Source organism: Salmonella sp. SJTUF15570 (assembly GCF_043357055.1).
In the GTDB taxonomy this organism is placed as follows: domain Bacteria; phylum Pseudomonadota; class Gammaproteobacteria; order Enterobacterales; family Enterobacteriaceae; genus Salmonella; species Salmonella enterica.
In genome coordinates this window covers 363,231-389,008 of sequence record NZ_JBEUKJ010000006.1, presented here as the reverse complement: position 1 = coordinate 389,008, position 25,778 = coordinate 363,231, and the positions used below count along the sequence as shown (strand labels likewise).

16 protein-coding genes, 1 other RNA gene and 1 pseudogene are annotated in these 25,778 nt (G+C 54.3%); 14 read left to right on the top strand and 4 right to left on the bottom strand.

The genetic code is table 11. From position 1 onward, the window contains the following. From ABVN44_RS15125 to ABVN44_RS15110, 4 genes and pseudogenes are all read left to right on the top strand, one after another. Positions 1 to 279, top strand: a 279-nt coding sequence (locus ABVN44_RS15125; RefSeq protein WP_393954297.1) for a transporter associated domain-containing protein, incomplete at its 5' end; no start/stop codon positions are given. A 120-nt stretch (positions 280 to 399) separates the two neighbouring features. After that, complete coding sequence (locus ABVN44_RS15120; RefSeq protein WP_001294017.1) at positions 400 to 1,005, top strand: hypothetical protein; 606 nt, start codon at positions 400 to 402, stop codon at positions 1,003 to 1,005. 80 nt (positions 1,006 to 1,085) lie between these two features. Continuing rightward, positions 1,086 to 1,367, top strand: a pseudogene (locus ABVN44_RS15115) (transporter associated domain-containing protein); the annotation flags it as partial. Between the two features lie 132 nt (positions 1,368 to 1,499). Next, positions 1,500 to 2,105 carry a hypothetical protein gene (locus ABVN44_RS15110; protein ID WP_023202584.1) on the top strand — a complete coding sequence of 202 codons (606 nt, stop codon included), beginning with the start codon at positions 1,500 to 1,502 and terminating at the stop codon, positions 2,103 to 2,105. A gap of 34 nt (positions 2,106 to 2,139) precedes the next feature. Here the strand turns inward: ABVN44_RS15110 and grpE are convergent, their stop codons facing one another. Continuing rightward, the gene (grpE, locus tag ABVN44_RS15105) at positions 2,140 to 2,730 is read right to left on the bottom strand and encodes a nucleotide exchange factor GrpE (RefSeq protein WP_001518875.1); all 591 of its coding nucleotides are present in this window, start codon (positions 2,728 to 2,730) and stop codon (positions 2,140 to 2,142) included. Positions 2,731 to 2,853: 123 nt separating this feature from the next. Here grpE and nadK point away from each other — a divergent pair, with 123 nt between their 5' ends. The 3 genes from nadK to bamE all read left to right on the top strand — a co-directional run bounded on the left by nadK (position 2,854) and on the right by bamE (position 5,966). After that, on the top strand, positions 2,854 to 3,732 hold the full coding sequence (gene nadK / locus ABVN44_RS15100) for an NAD(+) kinase (protein WP_001059155.1): 879 nt from the start codon (positions 2,854 to 2,856) through the stop codon (positions 3,730 to 3,732). 85 nt (positions 3,733 to 3,817) lie between these two features. Next, complete coding sequence (recN, locus tag ABVN44_RS15095; protein WP_023231958.1) at positions 3,818 to 5,479, top strand: DNA repair protein RecN; 1,662 nt, start codon at positions 3,818 to 3,820, stop codon at positions 5,477 to 5,479. A 148-nt stretch (positions 5,480 to 5,627) separates the two neighbouring features. Continuing rightward, positions 5,628 to 5,966 carry an outer membrane protein assembly factor BamE gene (gene bamE / locus ABVN44_RS15090; protein ID WP_001203445.1) on the top strand — a complete coding sequence of 113 codons (339 nt, stop codon included), beginning with the start codon at positions 5,628 to 5,630 and terminating at the stop codon, positions 5,964 to 5,966. Positions 5,967 to 6,131: 165 nt separating this feature from the next. Here bamE and ABVN44_RS15085 read toward each other — a convergent pair whose 3' ends face one another. Both ABVN44_RS15085 and ABVN44_RS15080 read right to left on the bottom strand, forming a co-directional pair. After that, positions 6,132 to 6,422: an RnfH family protein gene (locus ABVN44_RS15085; RefSeq protein ID WP_001112990.1), complete on the bottom strand. Its 291-nt coding sequence runs from the start codon at positions 6,420 to 6,422 to the stop codon at positions 6,132 to 6,134. After that, complete coding sequence (locus ABVN44_RS15080) at positions 6,412 to 6,849, bottom strand: type II toxin-antitoxin system RatA family toxin (protein ID WP_001543334.1); 438 nt, start codon at positions 6,847 to 6,849, stop codon at positions 6,412 to 6,414. The genes ABVN44_RS15085 and ABVN44_RS15080 overlap by 11 nt, the downstream gene beginning before the upstream one ends. Before the next feature lie 188 nt (positions 6,850 to 7,037). Here ABVN44_RS15080 and smpB point away from each other — a divergent pair, with 188 nt between their 5' ends. The 7 genes from smpB (at position 7,038) to ABVN44_RS15045 (ending at position 25,471) form a co-directional block, all read left to right on the top strand. Next, positions 7,038 to 7,520 carry an SsrA-binding protein SmpB gene (smpB, locus tag ABVN44_RS15075; protein ID WP_001518569.1) on the top strand — a complete coding sequence of 161 codons (483 nt, stop codon included), beginning with the start codon at positions 7,038 to 7,040 and terminating at the stop codon, positions 7,518 to 7,520. Positions 7,521 to 8,134: 614 nt separating this feature from the next. After that, positions 8,135 to 19,609: a biofilm-associated protein BapA gene (bapA, locus tag ABVN44_RS15070; RefSeq protein ID WP_023231957.1), complete on the top strand. Its 11,475-nt coding sequence runs from the start codon at positions 8,135 to 8,137 to the stop codon at positions 19,607 to 19,609. Positions 19,610 to 19,673: 64 nt separating this feature from the next. Beyond that, a complete protein-coding gene (locus ABVN44_RS15065; protein WP_023231956.1) occupies positions 19,674 to 21,083 on the top strand; it encodes a TolC family outer membrane protein in 1,410 nt (469 codons plus the stop codon). Next, a complete protein-coding gene (locus tag ABVN44_RS15060; RefSeq protein WP_023231955.1) occupies positions 21,080 to 23,260 on the top strand; it encodes a type I secretion system permease/ATPase in 2,181 nt (726 codons plus the stop codon). Before ABVN44_RS15065 ends, ABVN44_RS15060 begins: the two co-directional genes overlap by 4 nt. A gap of 7 nt (positions 23,261 to 23,267) precedes the next feature. Next, entirely contained in the window at positions 23,268 to 24,431 is a 1,164-nt protein-coding gene (locus ABVN44_RS15055; protein ID WP_000342601.1) for an HlyD family type I secretion periplasmic adaptor subunit, read from the top strand. A 71-nt stretch (positions 24,432 to 24,502) separates the two neighbouring features. After that, positions 24,503 to 24,865: a transfer-messenger RNA gene (gene ssrA / locus ABVN44_RS15050) on the top strand. Positions 24,866 to 24,988: 123 nt separating this feature from the next. Further along, positions 24,989 to 25,471 (top strand): hypothetical protein, encoded by a 483-nt coding sequence (locus ABVN44_RS15045; RefSeq protein ID WP_000391794.1) that lies wholly within the window; start codon positions 24,989 to 24,991, stop codon positions 25,469 to 25,471. A 26-nt stretch (positions 25,472 to 25,497) separates the two neighbouring features. On the opposite strand, the gene ABVN44_RS15040 is transcribed toward ABVN44_RS15045, so the two are convergent. Further along, the gene (locus tag ABVN44_RS15040; protein WP_000980501.1) at positions 25,498 to 25,716 is read right to left on the bottom strand and encodes an ogr/Delta-like zinc finger family protein; all 219 of its coding nucleotides are present in this window, start codon (positions 25,714 to 25,716) and stop codon (positions 25,498 to 25,500) included. Between the last annotated feature and the right edge of the window lie 62 nt (positions 25,717 to 25,778).

Here is a 25,778-nt window from a genome sequence, read left to right as displayed (position 1 = left end):
CTGGCGGAAGAGGTCACGCCGCAAAACGACGGTTCGGTCATTATTGACGGTACCGCCAACGTCCGGGAAATCAATAAAGCGTTTAACTGGCACCTGCCGGAAGATGACGCGCGCACCGTCAATGGGGTGATTCTGGAGGCGCTGGAGGAAATTCCGGTTGCTGGCACGCGCGTGCGCATTGAGCAGTACGATATCGATATTCTCGATGTACAGGAAAATATGATTAAGCAGGTAAAGGTTGTACCGGTAAAACCGCTGCGCGAGAGTGTGGCGGAGTAACACAATGGCGAACTCCGGTTCGCCTTTTTTATCGCCGTCTTTTAAGATTCCATCAATTCCTGCCATTTACTTAACAATGCAATAATGTCTTTTCAGGCATTCAGAAAGGATATTGATGTTATGTCAGAAAATTATGTAATTGAATGGGATAAAAATTTTGCAGACGACCTCAACGTCGTCGCCAACGTTTTTTTATCGCACAACCCAACCTTATGGCCCACTATTTTCTCTCAACTTTCGACGCAACCTGAAATCTTTGAAGACGAAGATGAAGACGAATATGGGTTGCAGGACGTCCTGGATTGTAGCGGTGGCGATCTCGGAAATAACGAGCTGGCACAGGCATTTTTACAAGTTCTACGCGGCGAAGGATTTATTCACCTCGTTGACTGGAAAGGTGAAGATGAAGAAGGCGAACTGGCTAATTTTGCCGCAGATCGCTTTTATGAACTCACAAAAAACCTGACGGATTCTGAGGAATTAAGAAATCTTCTTGTCGAAATAACCCAAGAGGATGAAATCTCCGATGTCTGTGAAGCCGGGGATCGTTACCTTGACGAGATCTTTGAACGCATCCAGACCGAACTCAATAAGAGGGGCTTCCAGATTTTTGATCTGAATGAAGGATCTGACACCTATAATGTGGTCGTTCTGCCAATGAGCGAATATAAAAAAATAGAGGATTTCAACACGCCGTGGCTGGAAGTGCAGGATTTTTTAAGCTAAAAAAATGGCCGACTTTACATCGGCCATCAGACTTTTACTTCGCCTTCGCTACAGTCACCATCGCCGCGCGAATGGTACGACCGTTCCTGGCGGAAGAGGTCACGCCGCAAAACGACGGTTCGGTCATTATTGACGGTACCGCCAACGTCCGGGAAATCAATAAAGCACTTAACTGGCACCTGCCGGAAGACGACGCGCGCACCGTCAATGGGGTGATTCTGGAGGCGCTGGAGGAAATTCCGGTTGCTGGCACGCGCGTGCGCATTGAGCAGTACGATATCGATATTCTCGATGTACAGGAAAATATGATTAAGCAGGTAAAGGTTGTACCGGTAAAACCGCTGCGCGAGAGTATTCTTGAATACCCCTCCTCCTTTCTTAAAACGGCAGCCAATGGTTTGCCGTTTTCCTTATTAATTAAGATTTTATTCATTCATCTCCTCTCCGGCATAGTGACACAATAAAAACTTATTAATGGAAAGGAAAACCATACTATGTACGATGATTACGTTATTGAATGGGATCTGGCGTTTGCTGAATATTTAAAAAAGCTGGCCAGCATTTTCTTAAAGGAAACGCCAGATTTATGGCCCAATATCGTCTCCCGCCTCGCCAGCGATCCTGCCAGTTTTGAAGACGACGAGGACGATGACTACGGGATGGTGGAGGTGCTTGATTGCAGCGGCGGTGATTTAGACAATCGTGCGTTGTTACAGGCATTCATGCAGGTTCTACGTGCTGAAGGCGTTATTGAAGAAATCGATTACAAGGGTGAGGGTGAAGAAGGTCTGCTCGCCACTTTTGCGGCCAATCGTTATTATAACCTGACAAAAGATTTTGCCAGTACAGATGAACTAAAAACGCGACTACTGGCACTCACCAGATATGATGAAATAGGCAAAGTCTGCAAAAAAGGCGACCGTTACGTCGATGAGATATTTGAGCGCATTCAAAGCCAGCTCAACGAACGTGGCTTTCAGATAGCCAGTCTCAATGAAAGCACTGATGCCTATAATATATTTGTTTTACCTATGGATGAGTACGAACAAATAGCTGACTTCGACACTCCATGGCTCGAAGTACAAGATTTTTTAAGCTAAAAAAATGGCCGACTTTACATCGGCCATTAGACTTTTACTTCGCCTTCGCTACAGTCACCATCGCCGCGCGAATGGTACGACCGTTCAGCGTATAGCCTTTCTGCATAATACCCAGCACATTGCCTGCCGGAACCTCTTCCGACTCCACCATCGCAATAGCCTGATGCACGTTCGGGTCCAGCGGCACGTTGGTCTCAGCAATCACTTCCACGCCGAACTTACGCACCACATCCAGCATAGACTTCAGCGTCAGCTCAATCCCTTCGACCATTGCCGCCATATCCGGATTGGCTTTGTCTGCGACTTCCAGCGCGCGATCCAGGCTATCGATTACCGGCAGCAATTCGTTGACGAACTTCTCGAGAGCAAATTTATGCGCTTTTTCGATATCCTGTTCAGTACGACGGCGCAGGTTTTCCATTTCCGCTTTGATGCGCAACACGGTGTCGCGTTCGCGAGTCTGGGCTTCTGCAAGCTGAACTTCCAGATTCGCAATTTTTTCATCGCGCGGATCCACCTGCTCAGCAGAATCGTTTGGTTCAACTGCCTCAACCTCTTCGTGCTGATCCATGATAATTTCTTCCGGGGCTTGCCCCTCAGGCGTTTTCTGTTCTTTACTACTCATGAATTTCTCCGCGTTTTTTTTCGCATTCATCTCGCTAACTTCGCTTATTATGGGGATCAGATTCAGGGTTTCAAGGGAAGTACTCACATTGTCATCAATCTTCGCTACAAGGACCTCAGAAAAATGAATAATCATTTCAAGTGTATCGGCATTGTGGGGCATCCGCGTCATCCCACCGCACTCACGACACATGAAATGCTCTACCGTTGGCTATGCGATCAGGGTTATGAGGTCATTGTGGAGCAACAAATCGCCCACGAATTACAGCTAAAAAATGTGCCAACCGGCACGCTGGCGGAAATTGGTCAACAGGCGGATCTGGCGGTAGTCGTGGGCGGCGACGGCAATATGCTTGGCGCAGCGCGTACGCTGGCGCGTTATGACATCAATGTGATTGGCATTAACCGCGGTAATCTTGGCTTCCTGACCGATCTCGATCCGGACAACGCCCTGCAACAATTATCTGATGTGCTGGAAGGGCGCTATATCTCCGAAAAACGTTTTCTGCTGGAAGCGCAGGTCTGCCAACAGGACCGCCAGAAGCGTATCAGCACAGCCATTAATGAAGTGGTGCTGCATCCGGGAAAAGTGGCGCATATGATCGAATTCGAGGTTTATATTGATGAAACCTTCGCTTTTTCACAGCGATCTGATGGTCTGATCATTTCTACGCCGACCGGCTCCACCGCCTATTCGCTCTCCGCAGGCGGCCCTATTCTGACCCCTTCACTGGATGCAATCACCCTGGTGCCGATGTTCCCGCATACCTTGTCGGCGCGCCCGTTAGTCATTAACAGCAGTAGCACGATTCGTCTGCGTTTTTCGCATCGCCGTAGCGATCTGGAAATTAGCTGCGACAGCCAGATAGCGCTGCCTATTCAGGAAGGAGAAGATGTGCTGATTCGCCGCTGCGACTACCATCTCAACCTGATACATCCCAAAGACTACAGCTATTTCAATACATTAAGCACAAAACTCGGCTGGTCAAAAAAATTATTCTAATTTTACGTTAGCCTCTTTACTGTATAAAAAACCAGTTTATACTGTATTTAATTACAGTCATGGTTTTTCATACAGGAAAACAGCTATGTTGGCGCAACTGACCATCAGCAATTTTGCTATCGTTCGTGAGCTTGAGATCGATTTTCAGAGCGGAATGACCGTCATTACTGGTGAAACCGGCGCGGGTAAATCTATTGCGATTGATGCCCTGGGTCTGTGTCTGGGCGGTCGCGCTGAGGCCGATATGGTCCGTACCGGAGCGACCCGCGCCGATTTGTGTGCCCGCTTTGCGCTGAAAGACACGCCTGCGGCATTGCGCTGGCTGGAAGAAAACCAGCTTGAAGAAGGTCGCGAATGCTTACTTCGCCGCGTTATCAGCAGCGATGGCCGCTCACGGGGCTTTATTAACGGCACCGCTGTGCCCCTGTCTCAATTGCGCGAGCTCGGTCAGTTGCTGATTCAAATTCACGGTCAACATGCGCACCAGCTGCTTACCAAACCCGAACAGCAAAAATCGCTGCTGGATAGCTATGCCAACGAAGCCGCTTTAGCGCAGCAGATGGCTGCCCGCTACCAATTATGGCACCAAAGCTGCCGCGATCTCGCCCATCACCAGCAACAAAGCCAGGAACGCGCCGCGCGCGCGGAACTGCTGCAATATCAGTTAAAAGAGTTGAACGACTTTAATCCGCAGGCCGGCGAATTCGAGCAAATTGACGAAGAATACAAACGGCTGGCCAACAGCGGGCAGTTGCTTACGACCAGCCAGAACGCTCTGGCGCTACTCGCGGACGGCGAAGACGTTAACCTGCAAAGCCAGTTATATAGCGCAAAACAACTGGTTAGCGAGCTGGTAGGTATGGACAGCAAGCTTTCCGGCATCCTGGATATGCTGGAAGAAGCCACTATCCAACTCACCGAAGCCAGCGATGAATTACGCCACTATTGCGAGCGTCTGGATTTAGACCCCAATCGCCTGTTTGAGCTTGAACAGCGCATCGCTAAACAAATTTCGCTGGCGCGAAAACATCACGTCAGCCCGGAAGCGCTGCCGCAGCTTTATCAGTCACTGCTCGAAGAACAGCAGCAGCTCGACGATCAGGCCGATTCGCTGGAAACGCTGACGCTGGCGGTTAATAAGCATCACCAACAAGCGCTGGAAACGGCGCAAGCGCTGCATCAACAGCGTCAGTTTTACGCCCAGGAGCTGGGGCAGTTGATCACTGAAAGTATGCATTTACTTTCGATGCCGCACGGTCTGTTTACTATCGACGTGAAATTTGATGAGCATCATCTGAGCAACGACGGCGCCGATCGCGTGGAGTTTAAAGTGACGACAAACCCGGGTCAGCCGCTGCAGCCTATCGCTAAAGTCGCGTCTGGCGGTGAACTGTCGCGCATTGCGCTGGCTATTCAGGTGATTACCGCGCGCAAAATGGAAACGCCAGCGCTAATTTTTGACGAGGTCGATGTTGGCATCAGCGGCCCAACCGCCGCCGTGGTCGGTAAACTCCTGCGTCAGCTTGGCGAATCCACTCAGGTGATGTGCGTCACTCACCTGCCACAGGTAGCCGGGTGCGGTCACCAGCACTTCTTTGTCAGTAAAGAAACAGACGGGGCAATGACCGAAACCCATATGCAACCTTTGGATAAACGTGCGCGTTTACAGGAACTGGCCCGCCTGTTGGGAGGAAGTGAAGTTACGCGTAATACGCTGGCAAACGCAAAAGAACTGCTGGCGGCGTAAACTTTTTTATCTCCCGAAGGTCTGAGTTCACAACAAAAACGCCGTAAGACCCGACAGCAAAAGGTTTTAAAGTGATGAAAGGTCTATTATCATCGGCATATTAATATGAGCCACGTACTGCTCAGGCCCGAAAAGGAACCCAATCACTATGCGCTGTAAAACGCTGACTGCTGCCGCAGCAGTACTCCTGATGTTGACCGCAGGCTGTTCCACTCTGGAGCGAGTGGTTTACCGACCTGACATCAATCAGGGGAACTATCTTACACCTACGGATGTCGCCAAAGTGCGTGTTGGTATGACGCAACAACAGGTTGCGTATGCTTTAGGCACGCCGATGATGACCGATCCTTTTGGTACGAACACCTGGTTTTATGTCTTCCGCCAGCAGCCAGGACATGAGAACGTGACGCAGCAGACTCTGACGCTCACCTTTAACAGCAGCGGCGTGTTAACCAATATTGATAACAAACCGGCGTTGACGAAGTAATTTTGTGATACCGCCTGATGAGGTTACGTTCATCAGGCCTGCAAACCTCTCCCCCGCCATTTGGTACGAATTTGCCTGATGGCGCTACGTTTATCTGGCTTACAGGCACACCTGTGCTTCAGGTGTTGTACGGCTTTCACACCGTTATCCGGCAAAAGAGGCTAATTATCTACCAGCCGATTTTTCGGCGCGCTGGCGGCGTAATGCTTTTGGATCGGCGATTAAGGGACGGTAAATTTCAACCCGATCGCCATCCTGCACCGTATCGGTGAGTTTTACCGGGCGACTGTAGATGCCCACTTTATTTTTCGCCAGATCGATATCCGTGCGCAATTCCAGCAAGCCGGAAGCGCGAATCGCCTCTTCGACCGTCGCGCCCTCCTCCAGCGTTACGCGCTGCAAATACTGCTTTTCCGGCAGCGCATAAGCCACTTCAACCACAAGTTTATCCGGCACGGTAAACCTCTTTGGCGCGAACCGTAAACGCCTGCACCATGTTGGACGCTAACTCTTTGAATACACGACCAAACGCCAGCTCAATGAGTTTATTGGTAAACTCAAAATCAAGCTGAAACTCAATGCGGCACGCCTCGGGGCTGAGCGGGGTAAATTTCCAGCCGCCGATCAGCTTTTTAAAGGGGCCATCCACCAGATGCATCAGAATGCTCTGGTTACGCGTTAGCTGATTACGCGTCGTAAACGTCTTGCTGATACCCGCCTTCGACACGTCAACAGCCGCCGTCATCTGTGCTGGCGATGACTCCAGGACGCGACTACCAACACACCCAGGCAAAAACTGGGGATACGATTGCACGTCATTCACTAACTGATACATCTGTTCCGCACTGTAGGGGACTAAAGCAGTCCGACTAATCTGAGGCATAGCAATTCCCATCAACATAAATCGTGTAAATAATACCACTTATCAGCGAGTAAAAAAAATGCTGTCCCCAACCGTCATGCCTTAATTGTGCGTGCATAGCCCAACTCATGCTAAGATAGATTTTTGCACCTCATCAGGACGTAATGGGGTGTTTTCGATATCAGATTACCTATGAATTCACGACACTTATGACGAAGAAAAAAGCACATAAACCGGGCTCAGCCACCATCGCGCTGAATAAGCGCGCCCGGCACGAATACTTTATCGAAGAAGAGTTCGAGGCTGGTCTCGCCCTGCAAGGCTGGGAAGTAAAATCTCTGCGCGCAGGAAAAGCCAATATCGGCGACAGTTACGTTATCCTCAAAGATGGCGAGGCCTGGCTGTTTGGCGCAAACTTTACGCCGATGGCGGTCGCCTCGACACATGTCGTATGCGACCCAACCCGAACCCGCAAACTGTTGTTAAATCAGCGTGAGCTTGATTCACTGTATGGCCGTATTAATCGTGAAGGTTATACTGTCGTCGCGCTTTCTCTGTACTGGAAAAATGCCTGGTGCAAAGTAAAGATCGGCGTGGCGAAAGGTAAAAAACAACATGATAAACGTTCCGATCTTAAAGAACGTGAGTGGCAACTGGATAAAGCACGCATTATGAAAAATGCAGGCCGATAATAGACATTTTTTGTGACCAGCTTCTCAGTATGAAGCTGGTCAATATTCATATCTCATTCATGCCTCGAAAATATATTCTCTGTGTCTGACGCTTATCAATAGCAATAAATATCACAACAAGAATATATTCTTTGTTTAAAAAATTTTTATAGCCTAATAACACAATACTTCAAATGATTTTTATAAAATTTAATATTGCTGAATACCTTCACAAAAGGTATTGTTTTTATGTTAAAAAAGAAAAAGAAGAAGAAATTAAAATTCATTATAAAACATAAAGATAAATAAAAAATCATCATACGTTGTTAGCCCACCCCACCTCTCCTTAACACAAACTCCGTTATATTTCAGACGCACTAACACCTTTATCAATAGATCTTAATTTGCAGAAAGATTTTTTTCTGACTATATCATCTAATACGAAAGCACTAGTCAGGCACAAAAAATAAAGGGTTATTCGGCGAGAAAACCAGACCTTCACCTACGCTCATAAAAAAGAATATGGCTACGGAAATTCATCTCTCATGATGAACGGGAAGGCTCGTCTACGCATTTTGCCCTGAACGTCGTGCCCGTTAATTAATACACAGAGCAAATCCATCAGGAGCTAATTTATGCGTCTACTCGCCGTGGTTTCGAAATTGACTGGCGTCTCCACCACTGTGGAATCCTCAGCGGTCACTCTTAACGCCCCGTCAATTGTTAAATTATCAGTGGCCCGGGAGGAAATTAGTCAACTTACGCGCATTAATCAGGATCTGGTGGTGACGCTCCATTCCGGCGAAACGATCACGATTAAAAACTTTTACGTTACCAACGATCTGGGCGCAAGCCAGCTGGTACTGGCGGAAAACGATGGCACGTTATGGTGGGTAGAAAATCCGCAAGCCGGGCTACATTTTGAACAAATCGCTGATATTAATGAGCTGCTGGTCACTTCTGGCGCTTCCCATGAAGCAGGCGGCGCCGTTTGGCCGTGGGTACTGGCTGGCGCGGTGGCGGCTGGCGGCATTGCCGCTATCGCGTCTTCCGGCGGCGGCGATTCCCACCATCATTCGGATGGCGATAATCCGCCCCCCGATAACACCAATCCTGACGGTAATCCCCCTGATAACAGCAATCCCGGCGGCAGTAACCCTAACGGCAATACTCCAGGTAGCAGTAATCCTGTAGATACTACCCCGCCTCTCGCTCCCGGCAAATTGTTGATTTCAGCGGACGGAAAAACGGTGAGCGGCGAGGCCGAAGCGGGCAGTACCATTACCATCAAAGATCCTTCAGGTAACGTCGTTGGCGAGGGCAAAGCGGATAGCGACGGTAAATTTAGTATTGATCTGACAGCGCCACAGATTAGCGGCGAACAACTTACCGTGACCGCGACTGACGATGCCGGCAATACCGGCCCATCCGCAACCATCGATGCGCCCAACATTCCTCTCCCCGATACACCAGCTATCACCGCCGCTATCGATGATGCCGCTCCCCTCACCGGCACGCTGAGCAATAACCAGTTTACGAACGACAATACCCCCACTCTGGAGGGCACCGGCAGCGCAGGCACAGTCATCCATATTTACGCCAATGGTCAGGAAATAGGCTCAACAACGGTTGATAGCAGCGGAAACTGGCATTTTGCCATTACCAGCGCGCTAGCGGATGGGGAAAATCATTTCACCGCCATTGCAACTAACGTTAAAGGCGAAAGTAGCGAATCAGCCCGCTTTACGCTGACTATCGACACACTCAGCCCCGATGCCCCACGCGTTGAACTGATTGCCGATAACACCGGTTTGCTCACCGGGCCGCTACAGAATAATGACCGGACTGACGAGGCAAAACCGCTATTTTCCGGGCAGGGAGAGGCAGGCAATACCATCACGATTAAAGAAGGTTCAACCGTTATCGGCAGCGCTACCGTAGACGAAAATGGACGCTGGACCTTTACGCCGACTACGCCGTTAAGCGATGGCGAACATACCTTTACCGTCGAACAAAGCGACAAAGCCGGAAACACGAGCCGCGTGACGACAACGCCTACTATCATTGTGGACACCACGCCGCCTGACGCCGCTACCATTGATAATGTCGCGAAAGACGGCACAACCGTTAGCGGCACCGCTGAAGCTGGCAGTACCGTGTCGATCTATGACCCGGCGGGAAATTACCTGGGCTCCACGATTACCGGAGAAAATAACCACTTCAGCATCACGCTGAATCCGGCCCAGACCCACGGCGAGCGTCTGGAAGCGCGTATTCAGGACGCCGTTGGTAACATCGGCCCCGCCACAGAGTTTACCGCTTCTGATTCACAGTATCCTGCCCAGCCGACTATCCTTACCGTGACGGATGACGCTGGCGCCGTTACCGGGCTGCTGAAAAATGGCGATGCCACAGATGATAACCGCCCAACCCTCAGCGGTACTGCTGAACCCGGCAGTACGATATCGATTAACGATAACGGCTTTCCTGTACTGACCTTTCCGCCCATTGTCGCTGACGCTGACGGCAAATGGAGCTTTACCCCCTCGCTGGCGCTTGCCGATGGCGACCATGTCTTTACCGCTACCGCGACCAACGATCGCGGCACCAGCGGGCAGTCCGTCTCCTTTACCATTGATATCGACACGCAGCCGCCGGTGCTGGAAGGCCTGGCGGTTAGCGACGTCGGCGACAGACTTACCGGCACTACGGAAGCTGGCAGTACTGTGGTTATCAAAGACAGCCTGGGAAATACGCTCGGGAGTGGAACGGCAGGCGACGACGGTACCTTCTCAATAGGTATTAGCCCGGCGAAAATTAACGGCGAAACATTAAGCATTAGCGTTACCGATAAAGCCGCGAATAGCGGTCCGGTAGAAACGCTGAACGCGCCGGATAAAACTGCGCCTGCGGCACCGGACGGTCTTACCGTGGCGACCGACGGTCTGTCCGTAAGCGGTCAGACGGAAGCCGGGGCAACGGTCACTATCCGCGACAGTAGCAACACCGTACTTGGCAGCGCCGTCGCTAATGGCAACGGACAATTTATCGTTCCGCTGAATACGGCGCAGACTAACGGCCAGGCGCTTATCGCTACCGCCACCGATGTCGCGAAAAACGAAAGCGCCGCCGCGACGGTTATCGCGCCGGACAGTACCGCGCCGGAAATGCCGAAAAACGTGGTAATTAGTGAGGATGGCACCAGTATCAGCGGCACCGCCGAACCGGGTAGCGCCATCACGATCGCCACGCCGGACGGCAAGCCGCTTGGCAGCGGCAAAGCAGATGGCGAAGGTCATTTTACCCTTCCCCTCGTCCCCGCACAGACCAACGGCGAACAGGTTACCGTCACCGCTACCGACAGCGCCAACAACGTCAGCCCGCCAACCACAGCGCAAGCGCCCGATATCACCGCCCCGGATAAGCCCATTATCACTCAGGTGCTGGACGATGTTGAAAGCTTCACCGGGCCGCTGGTTAACGGACAAACCACCAATGACAACCGCCCCACCCTTAGCGGTACGGCGGAGGCTGGCGCGCGTGTCGAAATTTTTGATAACGGCGTTTCGCTGGGACTCGCCACGCTACAGCCCAACGGCGGCTGGACGTTTACGCCGTCGCAAAATTTAGGTGAAGGCGCGCATCGACTGACCGTAATCGCAACCGACGCTAAAGGCAATGCAAGTCCGGCCGCGTCATTCGACCTGGTGGTCGATACGCAATCGCCGCAGCAACCGGTAATCACCTTCATTACAGATGATGCGCCGGGTATTCTCGGTAGCGTCGCGCATCTGGGGCTCACTAACGACAGCACGCCAACGATTAACGGTACAGGTGAACCGGGTTCCACAGTACACCTGTATCAGAATGGCGCCCGGATAGCGGATATTATCGTCGGTAATTCCGGCGTCTGGAGCTACGCCTACACCACGGCCTCGCCACTGGCGGACGACACCTACACCTTTACCGTGACGGCCAGCGACAGTAACGGCAACACCACGCCTTTTTCGACCGATTTTACGATTACCATTGATACCCAGGCCCCTGCCGCTCCCGGCGTTATCGGCGTAGCTGACGGCGACGGAAATACGATTGATACCAATCAGATTACCCAGGAATCCCAGCCCCGGTTGAGCGGTAGCGGCACCGCAGGCGATACAATCATCCTTTACGATAACGGCAATGCCATAGGTCAGGCGCTGGTCGGCACGGACGGGCGCTGGCAGTTTACGCCGCCTGCCGCGCTGGGCGACGGCGACCACCTTCTGACCGCTCGCGCCAACGATCCGGCGGGGAACGAAAGTCCCGAATCCATCAGCTTTACCCTACGCATCGATACCCAGGCGCCGGATGCGCCGCAGATCGTGTCAGCCGCCATCACCGGCGGAGAAGGCGAGGTGCTACTGGCAAACGGCAGTATTACCAATCAGCGTATGCCGACCCTCAGCGGCACCGGCGAACCCGGCACCATCATCACCCTGTACAATAACGGCGTAGAACTGGCTACCGTCCAGGTCAATCCACAGGGTAGCTGGACCTATCCGCTAACCCGTAATCTGAGCGAAGGGTTAAACATCCTGACGGCCACCGCCACGGATGCCGCAGGCAATAGTAGCCCCACCTCCAGCGTTTTCTCCGTTACCCTTGATACCCAGCCTCCAGCGCAGCCTGACGCGCCGCTAATCAGCGATAACGTCGCGCCGGTTATCGGCAACATCGGCAATAATGGCGCAACGAACGATACCACGCCGACCTTCAGCGGCACGGGAGAGATCGGCAGCACGATTATTCTCTACAATAATGGCAGTGAAATTGGTCGCACAACGGTAGGCGATAACGGTAGCTGGAACTTTACGCCTGCGGCACTTACGCCAGAAACCTATACCATTACCGTCACGGAAACCGATATAGCGGGCAATATCAGTCCGCCTTCCGCCTCAGTCACTTTTACGCTAGACACCACTGCGCCCGCCAATCCAGTTATCACTTTTGCCGAAGATAACGTCGGCGAAGTCCAGGATACTATTGTCAGCGGCGCAACCACTGACGACAATACACCAGTCATTCACGGCACTGGCGACATCGGCAGCATTATTACGCTCTATAACGGCAGCAGCGTTTTAGGCGTAGTCACCGTCGATGAGACCGGCACCTGGACGCTAGCGGTGACCAGCGCGTTGCCGGATGGCGTCTACACCCTGACCGCCATTGCCGCCGATGCCGCCGGAAACAGCAGCGGCGTATCGAACAGCTTTACCTTTACCGTCGACACCGTTCCGTTGCAGCCGCCCGTCGTCAATGAAATCCTTGACGATGTTGCGCCAGTGACCGGGCCATTAACCGATGGCGCCTTTACTAACGATCGGACGCTGACTATTAACGGCAGCGGCGAAAACGGCAGCACCGTCACGATTTACGACAATGGCGTGGCAATAGGGACGGCGCTCGTTACCGACGGGACCTGGACATTCAATACGTCCGAATTGTCAGAAGCCAGCCATGCGCTAACCTTCAGCGCGACTGACGATGCTGGAAATACCACGGCGCAAACCCAACCGATCACCATTACTGTGGATATCACCGCCCCGCCCGCGCCAACAGTCCAGACGGTGGACGACGATGGCACGCGCGTCGCCGGACTTGCCGATCCTTACGCTACCGTTGAAATTCACCATGCCGATGGCACCCTGGTCGGCAGCGCTGTCGCTAATGGCACCGGTGAATTCGTCGTTACGCTCAGTCCGGCGCAAACCGATGGCGGTACACTGACGGCAATTGCTATCGATCGCGCGGGGAATAACGGCCCGGCTACGAATTTTCCCGCTTCCGACAGCGGTCTGCCCGCCGTCCCGGCCATCACGGCGATTGAAGATGATGTCGGGAGCATACAGGGGAATATTGCGGCGGGCGGCGCCACGGACGACACCATGCCGACGCTGCGCGGCACCACGGATATCGGCTCTACCGTTGAAGTTTTCATTGATGGCGATTCGGCAGGCTTTGCCACCGTTGACGCCAGCGGGAACTGGATCTTTGAGATCGCGACGCCATTAAGCGAAAGCACACATTACTTCACCGTCCAGGCAACCAATGCGAATGGCCCGGGCGGCCTGTCCGCACCGGTCGGGATCACTGTCGATCTTAGCGCGCCGGCGCAACCGGTTATTACCAGCGCAACGGATGATGTCCCCGGCATGACCGGTACGCTGGATAACGGCGCGCTCACCAATGATTCACGCCCGACGCTCAACGGAACGGGAGAAGCAGGCGCCACCATCCATATTCTGGATAACGGCGTAGAAATCGGTTCCGCCACGGTAGATCAAAGCGGCAACTGGCGCTTCACCCCGAACGCGCCGCTGGAGAGCATCGCACACATCTTTACCGCCGTGGCGACCGATCCCGCCGGCAATAGCGGCCAGCCTTCGGACGGCTTTACGCTGAACATTGACGCGCAGGCGCCAGATGTGCCGGTTATCACGTCCGTGATTGACGATAACAATCAACCGACCGTCCCGGTGTTACCGGGGCAATCCACCGACGATCGGCAGCCAATACTGAACGGAACTGGCGAACCTGGCGCGACAATCACCATTTTTGATAACGGTACGCCGCTTGGCACGGCTCAGGTAGGCGAAAACGGTAGCTGGACCTTCCCGGTGCCCCGCAATTTGTCAGAGGGAAGCCATAATCTGACGGTTAGCGCTACCGATCCGGCGGGCAATACCAGCGCGGTCTCCGCGCCGTGGACGATCATAGTCGATATTACGCCTCCGGCGATCCCGGTTCTCACCTCCGTCGTGGATGACCAGCCCGGTATTACCGGCAACCTGGTTAGCGGGCAGCTAACGAACGATGCGACGCCCACCCTGAACGGGCGCGGAGAGGCAGGCGCGACGATTAATGTCTATCTTGACGGTAATCCCGCGTCCATCGGTACCACGACGGTGAATAGCGACGGCACATGGAGTTTCACGCCGCAGACGCCGCTTGCAAACGGTAGCCACACGTTCACCCTTAGCGCCACCGATCCGGCGGGTAATAGCAGCGCGGTGTCCAGCGGATTTGTGCTGACGATTGACGCCACACCGCCCGCCGCGCCGGTTATCGCCAGCGTGGCAGACAATACGGCGCCGGTGACGGGCATCGTCCCCAACGGCGGCTCGACGAACGAAACCCGACCAACACTCTCGGGTACCGGTGAGGCGGGTACAACCATCTCGATTTATAATGGCAGCGCGCTGGTCGGCACGGCGCAAGTTCAGGCCAACGGTAGCTGGAGCTTTACACCGTCTACCTCGCTGGGCGCGGGCATCTGGAACCTGACGGCGACAGCAACCGATGCGGCAGGCAATACCAGCGCCGCGTCCGAAATACGCTCGTTTACTATTGATACCACGGCTCCCGCCGCGCCTGTTATTGATACGGTCTACGACGGTACGGGCCCCATTACCGGCAATCTGAGTTCAGGACAGATCACAGACGAGGCGCGCCCTGTCATTAGCGGCACCCGTGAAGCCAACACAGCTATTCGTCTCTACGATAACGGCACGCTGCTGGCTGAAATTCCCGCCGACAATAGCAGTAGCTGGCGCTACACGCCCGATGCCTCGCTGGCGACGGGCAACCATGTAATTACCGTCATTGCCGTTGATGCCGCAGGCAACGCCAGTCCCGTTTCAGACAGCGTTAATTTCGTCGTCGATACCACGCCGCCGCTGACGCCGGTAATCACATCAGTCAGTGACGATCAGGCGCCAGGCCTCGGCACGATCGCGAACGGCCAAAATACCAACGATCCTACGCCAACCTTCAGCGGCACCGCAGAAGCCGGCGCCACGATTACGCTCTATGAAAATGGTACGGTCATTGGCACGACAACGGCTCAGCCTGACGGCGCGTGGAGCATCTCCACCTCAACGCTGGCAAGCGGAACGCACGTCATCACCGCCGTCGCCACCGATGCCGCAGGAAACAGCAGCCCGAACAGTACGGCTTTCACCCTGACGGTCGATACCACCGCGCCGCAAACGCCGATCCTGACGTCCGTAGTGGATGACGTCGCGGGCGGGGTCACAGGAAATCTCGCTAATGGTCAGATAACCAATGATAACCGCCCCACGCTGAACGGCACTGCCGAAGCGGGCAGCGTGATCAGTATCTATGATGGCAACACTCTGCTTGGCGTCACCTCGGCTAACGCGGGCGGCGCGTGGAGCTTCACGCCGACGACAGGGTTAAACGACGGCACGCGCATATTAACAGTGACCGCCACCGACCCGGCAGGCAACGTTAGCCCGGCCACCAGCGGTTTTACTATCGTGGTCGATACCCTTGCGCCAACGGTTCCGCTTATAACCAGCATCGTTGATGATGTCCCGAACAACACCGGCGCCATTGGCAATGGACAATCGACCAACGACACACAGCCGACGCTCAACGGTACCGCGGAAGCCAACAGCGCGGTAAGCATCTTCGATAATGGCGTGCTGGTCGCGACCGTGAACGCCAATGCCAGCGGCAACTGGAGCTGGACGCCAACCGCCGCGCTCGGCCAGGGAAGTCACGCCTATAGCGTTAGCGCCGCCGATGCGGCTGGCAACGTTAGCGCCGCTTCGCCATCGATAACGATTATCGTGGATACCATTGCGCCCGGCGCGCCCGGCAACCTGGTCATCAATGCTACCGGTAATCGCGTGACGGGCACCGCGGAAGCAGGCAGTACAGTGACGATTACCTCTGAGACTGGTGTGGTACTGGGAACCGCCACCGCCGACGGTACAGGCAGCTTCACCGCCACACTCACGCCCGCGCAGACCAATGGTCAGCCGCTACTGGCATTTGCCCAGGATAAAGCAGGCAACACCGGCATTGCCGCCGGATTTACCGCGCCCGATACGCGCGTGCCGGAAGCACCGATCATCACCAACGTAGTGGATGATGTGGGTATTTATACCGGCGCTATCGCCAACGGTCAGGTCACTAATGACGCACAACCCACATTGAATGGTACCGCTCAGGCGGGCGCCACGGTGAGCATTTATAACAACGGGGCGCTGCTCGGCACCACCACGGCGAACGCCAGCGGAAACTGGAGCTTTACCCCGACAGGTAATTTGACCGAAGGCAGCCACGCCTTCACCGCCACCGCGACTAACGCCAACGGTACAGGCAGCGTCTCCACCGCCGCGACGGTGATTGTCGATACGCTGGCGCCCGGTACGCCGTCAGGTACGCTCAGCGCCGATGGCGGTTCACTTTCCGGACAGGCAGAGGCAAACAGCACCGTAACCGTCACGCTGGCGGGCGGCGTGACGCTCACCACCACCGCCGGCAGCAACGGCGCATGGTCTCTCACCTTGCCGACAAAACAAATTGAAGGTCAGCTCATTAACGTGACGGCCACTGACGCTGCGGGTAACGCCTCCGGCACGTTAGGCATTACCGCGCCGGTTCTGCCGCTGGCGGCAAGGGATAACATCACCAGTCTTGATCTGACCTCGACCGCCGTCACCAGCACGCAAAACTATTCGGATTACGGCCTGCTGCTGGTTGGCGCGCTTGGCAATGTCGCCTCGGTTTTGGGTAACGATACCGCTCAGGTTGAGTTCACCATTGCTGAAGGTGGTACGGGCGACGTCACCATCGATGCCGCCGCAACGGGAATCGTGCTTTCGCTGCTCAGTACTCAGGAGATTGTGGTACAGCGCTACGACACCAGCCTCGGCGCCTGGACGACGATCGTCAACACCGCCGTTGGCGACTTCGCGAATTTGCTTACCCTGACCGGGAGCGGCGTTACCCTGAACCTGAGCGGCCTGGGCGAAGGCCAGTACCGGGTACTCACTTATAACACCAGTCTGCTCGCTACCGGGTCATATACCAGCCTGGATGTCGATGTACACCAGACCAGCGCAGGTATTATTAGCGGGCCAACCATCAGTACCGGCAACGTCATGGCTGATGATACCGCGCCGACGGGCACCACGGTCACCGCCATCACCAACGCCAACGGCGTCAGTACGCCGGTCGGCGCGGGCGGCGTGGATATCCAGGGACAATACGGCACGCTGCACATTAATCAGGACGGCAGTTACACCTACACGCTGGCTAAGCCCACGGCAGGATACGGACATAAAGAGAGCTTCACCTACACCATCACCCAGAATGGCGTCGGTAGCAGCGCCGCGCAACTGGTTATTAATTTGGGTCCCGCGCCTGTACCGGGCAGTGTGATAGCGACAGACAATAACGCCTCTCTGGTCTTTGATACTCACGTTAGCTACGTCAACAACGGTCCCTCGACACAAAGCGGCGTCACGGTATTAAGCATCGGACTTGGTAATGTACTGAACGCGAATCTGCTTGATGATATGACTAATCCGATCATCTTTAACGTTGAAGAAGGCGCTACGCGAACCATGACGTTACAGGGAACCGTCGGCGGCGTCTCACTGGTTTCCACGTTCGATCTGTACGTTTATCGCTTCAACGATGCCATTCAGCAATATGAGCAGTTCCGGGTGGAAAAAGGCTGGATTAACACCCTGTTGTTAGCCGGACAGTCCCAGCCGCTGACCCTGACGTTGCCTGGCGGCGAATACCTGTTCGTGCTGAATACCGCCAGCGGCATTAGCGTCCTCACTGGCTATACGCTGGCGATTTCCCAGGACCACACCTATGCCGTTGACAGTATCACCGCCAACACCACCGGCAACGTACTGACCAATGATGTCGCCCCTACGGGCGCCCTCCTCACTGAAGTAAACGGCGTGGCGATTGCGGCGACCGGCACGACGGAGGTAAACGGGCTGTATGGCTCGCTCATCATTGACGCAAGAGGCAACTATACCTACACGCTGAAGAACGGCGTCGGCGCCGACAGCATTAAAACGCCGGACAGCTTTATCTATACGGTCAAAGCGCCAAACGGCGATACCGATACGGCCTCGCTCAATATCACGCCAACCGCCAGGGCGCTGGATGCGATTAATGATGTCAGCGATACCCTCAGCGTCGCCACGCTTCAGGATACCGCTGCCTGGCTGGACTCCAGCGTCGGCAGCGCCAGTTGGGGGCTACTCGGCAAATCGGGCAGCGGGAGCGGCACCTTTGACGTTGCAACGGGCACCGTACTTAAAGGCGCGTCACTGGTCTTTGATGTCTCCACGCTCATTACGCTGGGCAATCTGAATATTAGCTGGGCCATTCAGGAGAACGGGACCGTCATACGCAACGGAACCGTTCCGGTGGCGAATATCACGCTGGGCAGCGCGACGGTGACCGTCAACCTGAGCGGCCTGGAGCTGGATGCCGGAACGTACACGCTTAACTTTACCGGCACCAATACCCTGGCCGGGGCGGCGACGATCACGCCACGCGTCATCGGCACCACCGTCGATCTGGATAATTTTGAAACGTCCGGAACGCATACCGTTCTCGGCAATATTTTTGACGGCAGCGACGCGGCGGGGGCGATGGATCAGCTTAATACGGTGAATACCCGCCTGAGCATTAGCGGGTATAACGGCAGCGCCGCCACGCTGGACGCCGCGGCGAATACCACCAGCGCCATGATTCAGGGACATTACGGCACATTGCAAATTAACCTTGATGGCGCCTACACCTACACCCTGAATAATGGCGTCGCGATGTCGTCCATCACCAGTAAAGAGGTCTTTACCTATCAACTGGATGACAAGATGGGTCATACGGATAGCGCCACATTGACCATTGATATGGCGCCGCAAATCGTCAGTACCAACCAAAACGATGTTCTCATCGGCTCCGCCTATGGCGATACGCTGATTTATCACCTGTTAAACGGCGCGGACGCGACCGGCGGCAATGGCGCCGATCGCTGGCAAAACTTCTCCACCGCGCAGGGCGACAAGATCGATATCCACGAACTGCTGACCGGCTGGGATCATCAGGCGGCGACGCTGGGTAACTTTGTTCAGGTTCATACCAGCGGCGCCAATACGGTGATATCCGTCGATCGCGACGGCGCCGGCAGCGCGTTTAAATCAACCGACCTTGTCACTCTGGAGAATGTGCAGCTTACGCTAAATGATCTGTTGCAGAACAACCACCTGATAACCGGCGGTTGATAAAAAAGCCCCGAACGCCACGACGTTCGGGGCAACAAGCGGTGATATTTAAAAGGGATAAACTATGGGAAGAGTCGCGCCTGTCGCCATCGTACTGGCATTTGCTTTGTTTCATCACCAGCCCCGGGGCGCAGAAGCGCCGCCAATTATTACATCCGAAGGATTAGCAACGGACCAGATGCTCCCTTCGCTGGATGGCTCCGCCGCTGAGTTGCCGCTCAGCGCCGCCGCGCCGGGCAACCTGACGCTCAATGACGCGGTCAATCGCGCCGTTAACTGGCATCCTTCTATTCGCGAAGCCGTCGGCAAACTGCTCGCACAGAATGAACAAATAGAGGTCGCCAAATCGAAATATTATCCGCAAGTCAGCGCTGGCGTGAACAATGGGTACAGCAATACCTACACCGATCACGGGTATAGCCCCTCGCTGGTGCTGTCGGTATCGCAAATGCTTTATGACTTCGGCAAAGTGGCAAGTCAGGTTCGTGCCGAAACCGCAGGCGCAGCGCAGCAACAGGCCAATGTGTTGCTCAGTATTGATACCGTCGCGCACGAAACCGCCAACGCCATTGTACAAACGCAGAGCTGGCAGCAAATGGTAGAAGCGGCGGAAGAACAGCTCGTCGCGCTGGACGGCATCGGTAAACTTATCCGGCAGCGCAGCGATGAAGGCGCTACGTCGCTATCTGACGTGGTGCAAACGGAAGCCAGAATCGAATCCGCCCGCTCGCAACTGGCGCAGTATCAGGCCAATCTCGACAGTGCGAAAGCCTCACTGATGAGCTGGCTGGGCTGGAATTCGCTTAACGGCATCAATAACGACTTCCCAGCGAAACTTGCTCGCAGCTGTGAGACGGCGACTCCCGACGATCGACTGGTGCCCGCGGTACTGGCCGCCTGGGCGCAGGCCAACGTTGCGCGGGCGAATCTGGACTATGCCAGCGCGCAAATGACGCCGACGATTTCGCTCGAACCTTCTGTACAACATTATCTTAATGATAAATATCCCAGTCATGAAGTGCTGGATAAAACCCAGTATTCCACCTGGATAAAAGTTGAGATGCCGCTTTATCAGGGCGGAGGGCTGACTGCCCGACGCAACGCCGCCAGCCATGCGGTAGACGCGGCTCAGTCGACCATTCAGCGCACCCGGCTTGATGTCCGCCAGAAACTGATGGAGGCGCGCAGCCAGGCAATGAGTCTTGCCAGCGCGTTACAAATCCTTCGTCGGCAACAGCAGTTTAGCGAACGTACGCGCGAACTGTATCAGCAGCAATACCTTGACCTCGGTTCCCGACCGCTGCTCGACGTACTTAATGCGGAGCAGGAAGTTTACCAGGCGCGTTTTGCCGAACTGCAAACGGAAAGCCAGTTGAATCAGTTGCAACTGAACTGTCTGTATAACACCGGCGCGCTTCGTCAGGCGTTCGCGTTAAATCATCGCAGCATTCAATCCGTGGAGATCCAGCCATGACCCGCGCCGCCCCCGATGCAGAAGAGGTACTCAGTGAGCGCGCGCTGAGCCAATGGGCGCAGGCCATCAGCCATGTCGCCGGTCATTATCGCGTTGCCTGTTCTCCCGGTTCAATTCAGGCCAACGCCCCGTGGTTTAGGGGTAAAAGCAGAACGACCGCCTTAACGCAGCTCGCGCGGCAGGCGGGTTTATCCTTTCATGCGCCGGACATAGACAAAACGGCATTTAGTCAGTGGCGATTGCCGTTGGTTGTCGAGCTCCGGGACGGGCAGTTATTGGTCATCGAGCATGTTAATGGCGAAGATGCGGTAGACGTTTTTGTGATTGAAGAAGAGGGTCAGCGTAACCGCCTGACGCTCAGCGAGTTATTGCCGGAGATCCTCTATGTTGCCGCGCTACGCCCGCTATCGGCGCTCAAGGATAGCCGCGTCGATCGCTATATCTCCCGCTTTAAACCCGACTGGATGCGCGAGCTGGTTCTGCAGGATATTCGCCCTTATTTACCGGTAATGGTCGCCGCCTTTCTGATTAACGTGCTGTCGCTGGCCGGGATTGTGTTCTCTATGCAGGTTTACGATCGGGTGATCCCCGCTCAGTCATATCCTACCCTGTACGTGCTCTCCTTCGGCGTGCTGGTAGCGGTGCTGTTCGGTTTTCTGCTGCGTGAAGCGCGTACGCACATTATGGACGTGCTCGGTAAACGCGCCGATATGCGCATTTCCGATCGGGTATTCGGTCATGCGTTAAGGCTGCGCAACAGCGCTATTCCCCGTTCCACCGGCAGTTTTATCTCGCAGTTACGCGAACTGGAGCAGATCCGCGAGATGATTACCTCTTCAACGCTGGCGACCATTGTCGATCTGCCTTTCTTTTTCCTGTTTATGATAGTCTTGGCGATTATTGCCCCACCGCTGGCATGGATAGCGCCCGTGGCGGCTCTGCTGATGATCCTGCCGGGCGTCGCACTGCAAAAAAAACTGGCTGTCCTCGCCAACCAGGCCGCCCACGAAGCGACGCTACGCAATGCAGTCTTGGTCGAAAGCGTTCAGGGGCTGGAGGATATTAAACTGATGCAGGCGGAGAACCGCTTTCTTCAGCAGTGGAATAGCTATATCCGTATTACCGGCGAGTCGGGTCTACGCACCCGCAAACTCACGCAAGGGCTTATCAGTTGGGGGATGTCGGTACAAAGTCTGGTGTATGCCGCAGTGATTATGTTCGGCGCGCCGATGGTCATTGAAGGCAGTATGACTACCGGCGCCGTGGTCGCCGCGTCGATGCTCGGCTCGCGGATGATCGCGCCAATGGCTAACCTGTGCGGCGTGCTGGCGCGCTGGCAGCAGGTGAAAGCGGCGAAGATGGGTCTCGACAACATTATGCAACTGCCCACCGAGACACAGCATGACGATAGCCTGATACACCGCGACATCCTCCACGGGCATTACCTCTTTGAAAACGCTCAGTTTCGTTACCATAACGACGATCAACGCATACCGCTGCGCCTCGTGCGTCTGGAGATCATGCCAGGCGAGCGGATTGCGATACTGGGGCGTAACGGCGCGGGTAAATCCACACTTTTACAGGCGATGGCGGGCGGCCTGGAGATGATTCAGGGAGATGCCCGGCTTGATAATCTCAGCTTGTCGCACATCGATATGGCGGATTTACGCCGCAACATCGGCTTTCTTAGCCAGAACGCGCGGCTTTTCTTCGGCACCCTACGAGAGAACCTGACGCTCGGCGCGCCGCACGCCAACGATGAACAGATTTTTGACGCGCTCGAAGTCAGCGGCGGCGCCGTCTTCGTCAGGCGGCTGGCAAAAGGGTTGGATCATCCCATTATGGAGGGCGGTAACGGCCTGTCCGGTGGGCAGCGCCAGTCCCTGTTGCTGGCGAGAATGCTGCTGCGCTCCCCCAATATTGTGCTACTTGACGAACCCAGCGCCTCGCTGGACGAGCATACGGAACGAGAGTTTATTCAGCGGTTACATCAGTGGCTTGGCAATCGAACCCTGGTCGTCGCGACGCACCGGGTACCAATACTGGAGCTGGTTGAGCGTGTCGTTGTCCTGAAAGAAGGACAACTGGTGATGGATGCGCCAAAAGCGCAGGCGCTTAACGCGGATCGGATGCAAAGTCACCGTCGGGAGTGGAAAAATGAAAATCAATCAGCATGATGCCGCGATGGACGATCCCGATATTCAGCGTGAACGGGCGTTTTCCGGCGCGGGTCGTATTGTTCTGATCTGCTCACTGTTATTTCTCATTCTCGGCATCTGGGCGTGGTTTGGCCGACTGGATGAGGTTTCCACCGGCAACGGGAAAGTGATCCCCAGTTCACGCGAACAGGTTCTGCAGTCGCTGGATGGCGGCATTCTGGCGCAGTTGACGGTGCGGGAAGGCGACAGAGTTCAGGCTAACCAGATTGTCGCCCGGCTTGATCCGACGCGTCTGGCGTCCAATGTGGGTGAAAGTGCGGCAAAATATCGAGCTTCACTCGCCTCCAGCGCACGGTTAACTGCGGAAGTCAGCGACTTACCTCTCGCCTTCCCCGCTGAGCTGAACGGCTGGCCGGACCTGATTGCCGCAGAGACGCGTCTCTATAAAAGCCGCCGCGCGCAACTGGCCGATACCGAAGCCGAGCTACGGGATGCGCTGGCGTCGGTTAATAAAGAGCTGACCATTACCCAGCGGCTGGAGAAAAGCGGCGCGGCCAGTCATGTTGAAGTGCTACGCCTGCAACGACAAAAAAGCGATTTAGGCTTAAAAATTACCGATCTGCGCTCACAATATTATGTGCAGGCACGCGAAGCGTTATCAAAAGCGAACGCTGAGGTCGATATGCTCTCCGCCATTTTAAAAGGACGCGAGGATTCCGTCACCCGCCTTACCGTGCGTTCGCCGGTACGCGGCATTGTTAAAAATATCCAGGTCACGACGATTGGCGGCGTGATCCCGCCTAACGGCGAGATGATGGAGATAGTGCCGGTAGACGATCGTCTGTTGATTGAAACCCGCCTTTCGCCGCGTGATATCGCCTTTATTCATCCCGGCCAACGCGCATTGGTTAAAATTACTGCTTACGATTACGCCATTTACGGCGGGCTTGACGGCGTGGTGGAGACCATTTCACCGGATACCATTCAGGATAAAGTGAAACCGGAAATTTTCTACTATCGCGTATTTATCCGCACCCACCAGGACTATCTACAAAATAAATCAGGACGCCGTTTTTCGATTGTTCCAGGCATGATCGCCACGGTAGATATCAAAACCGGTGAAAAAACCATTGTCGACTATTTAATCAAACCGTTTAATCGCGCGAAAGAAGCGCTGCGCGAGCGGTAAATCGTTGAAGATAAGAAGATACGGGGGCTGGTCACGCGTGTCACAAGTCTGTTATACTTACCTTACACATTGGGGCTGATTCTGGATTCGACGGGATTTGCGAAACCCAAGGTGCATGCCGAGGGGCGGTTGGCCTCGTAAAAAGCCGCAAAAAAATAGTCGCAAACGACGAAAACTACGCTTTAGCAGCTTAATAACCTGCTTAGAGCCCTCTCTCCCTAGCCTCCGCTCTTAGGACGGGGATCAAGAGAGGTCAAACCCAAAAGAGATCGCGTGGATGCCCTGCCTGGGGTTGAAGCGTTAAAACGAATCAGGCTAGTCTGGTAGTGGCGTGTCCGTCCGCAGGTGCCAGGCGAATGTAAAGACTGACTAAGCATGTAGTACCGAGGATGTAGGAATTTCGGACGCGGGTTCAACTCCCGCCAGCTCCACCAAATAAATCAAGGGGTTACGTAAAAGCGTAGCCCCTTTTTCTTTGGTGGTGGCGGCAAAATGGCGACAGACTTTTGCGTCCATCTTGCCTGTCGCCATCTTGAAATCATGCAAAGAGGTTTCACATGGAAGAACTTCACTTTGTTTACATCAATGCAAATGGTCGTATCGGAGTTCACTCAATACAGAGCATCAGTTATAGCGAAAATCATATACAGGGCATTTGTAAGAACACCGATCGAATAAAAACCTTCCGAAAAGACCGCATTCTTAAACAGTACGATTCACCAGAACAAGCCATTCAGGAATGCGCGTCATTCCTCCCCGAAAACTACTCACACCTCACTAAGCAGTCTGGTCCGAAAAAAAATACATTCGATGTGTGTTTCACCGGATTTAAGAAAGCAGATAAAGAAAGATTGGTTGATAAGGCGAATGAACAAGGATTAACGGTAAGAACCTCTGTAACCCAAAGCCTTCAGATGCTCTGTTGCGGTTACAATGCAGGCCCATCAAAAGTATCGGCAGCCAGGATGAAAGGCACAATCATCATAGATGAGCCTGGCTTTATACATTTTCTTGAAACGGGTGAGATCCCAGATGAATAAAAACCTGCCGTAGCAGGTTCTCTTTCTCAAAAATTCATATGCCCCTGACCACCTGGCAATGGATGTGGAGGAGCAGTAGCAATCAGTGCGGGTGTCACAATAAACCGGACCACTGTTTCATGGGTAACAAAAGTGCTCCCGCAGTTAATATTTTGGCACTGGCAGTAACGCTCTTTGGTGCTTTCAGTTACTTGAAAACTGCTCCTTGTGTGTGCCGCATGACCACACTTTGGACAATTCATCATATCCAGATCCCTACCTTTGCTATCAGAATCATTGTAATGATACACAAAATATCAATATTGAG

Coding starts and splice junctions, on each gene's coding strand:
- ABVN44_RS15060 (WP_023231955.1), top strand. CDS start 21,080: ATGACCCGCGCCGCCCCCGATGCAGAAGAGGTACTCAGTGAGCGCGCG.
- ABVN44_RS15120 (WP_001294017.1), top strand. CDS start 400: ATGTCAGAAAATTATGTAATTGAATGGGATAAAAATTTTGCAGACGAC.
- recN (WP_023231958.1), top strand. CDS start 3,818: ATGTTGGCGCAACTGACCATCAGCAATTTTGCTATCGTTCGTGAGCTT.
- bamE (WP_001203445.1), top strand. CDS start 5,628: ATGCGCTGTAAAACGCTGACTGCTGCCGCAGCAGTACTCCTGATGTTG.
- smpB (WP_001518569.1), top strand. CDS start 7,038: ATGACGAAGAAAAAAGCACATAAACCGGGCTCAGCCACCATCGCGCTG.
- bapA (WP_023231957.1), top strand. CDS start 8,135: ATGCGTCTACTCGCCGTGGTTTCGAAATTGACTGGCGTCTCCACCACT.
- ABVN44_RS15045 (WP_000391794.1), top strand. CDS start 24,989: ATGGAAGAACTTCACTTTGTTTACATCAATGCAAATGGTCGTATCGGA.
- grpE (WP_001518875.1), bottom strand. CDS start 2,730: ATGAGTAGTAAAGAACAGAAAACGCCTGAGGGGCAAGCCCCGGAAGAA.
- ABVN44_RS15065 (WP_023231956.1), top strand. CDS start 19,674: ATGGGAAGAGTCGCGCCTGTCGCCATCGTACTGGCATTTGCTTTGTTT.
- ABVN44_RS15110 (WP_023202584.1), top strand. CDS start 1,500: ATGTACGATGATTACGTTATTGAATGGGATCTGGCGTTTGCTGAATAT.
- ABVN44_RS15040 (WP_000980501.1), bottom strand. CDS start 25,716: ATGATGAATTGTCCAAAGTGTGGTCATGCGGCACACACAAGGAGCAGT.
- ABVN44_RS15055 (WP_000342601.1), top strand. CDS start 23,268: ATGGACGATCCCGATATTCAGCGTGAACGGGCGTTTTCCGGCGCGGGT.
- ABVN44_RS15080 (WP_001543334.1), bottom strand. CDS start 6,849: ATGCCTCAGATTAGTCGGACTGCTTTAGTCCCCTACAGTGCGGAACAG.
- nadK (WP_001059155.1), top strand. CDS start 2,854: ATGAATAATCATTTCAAGTGTATCGGCATTGTGGGGCATCCGCGTCAT.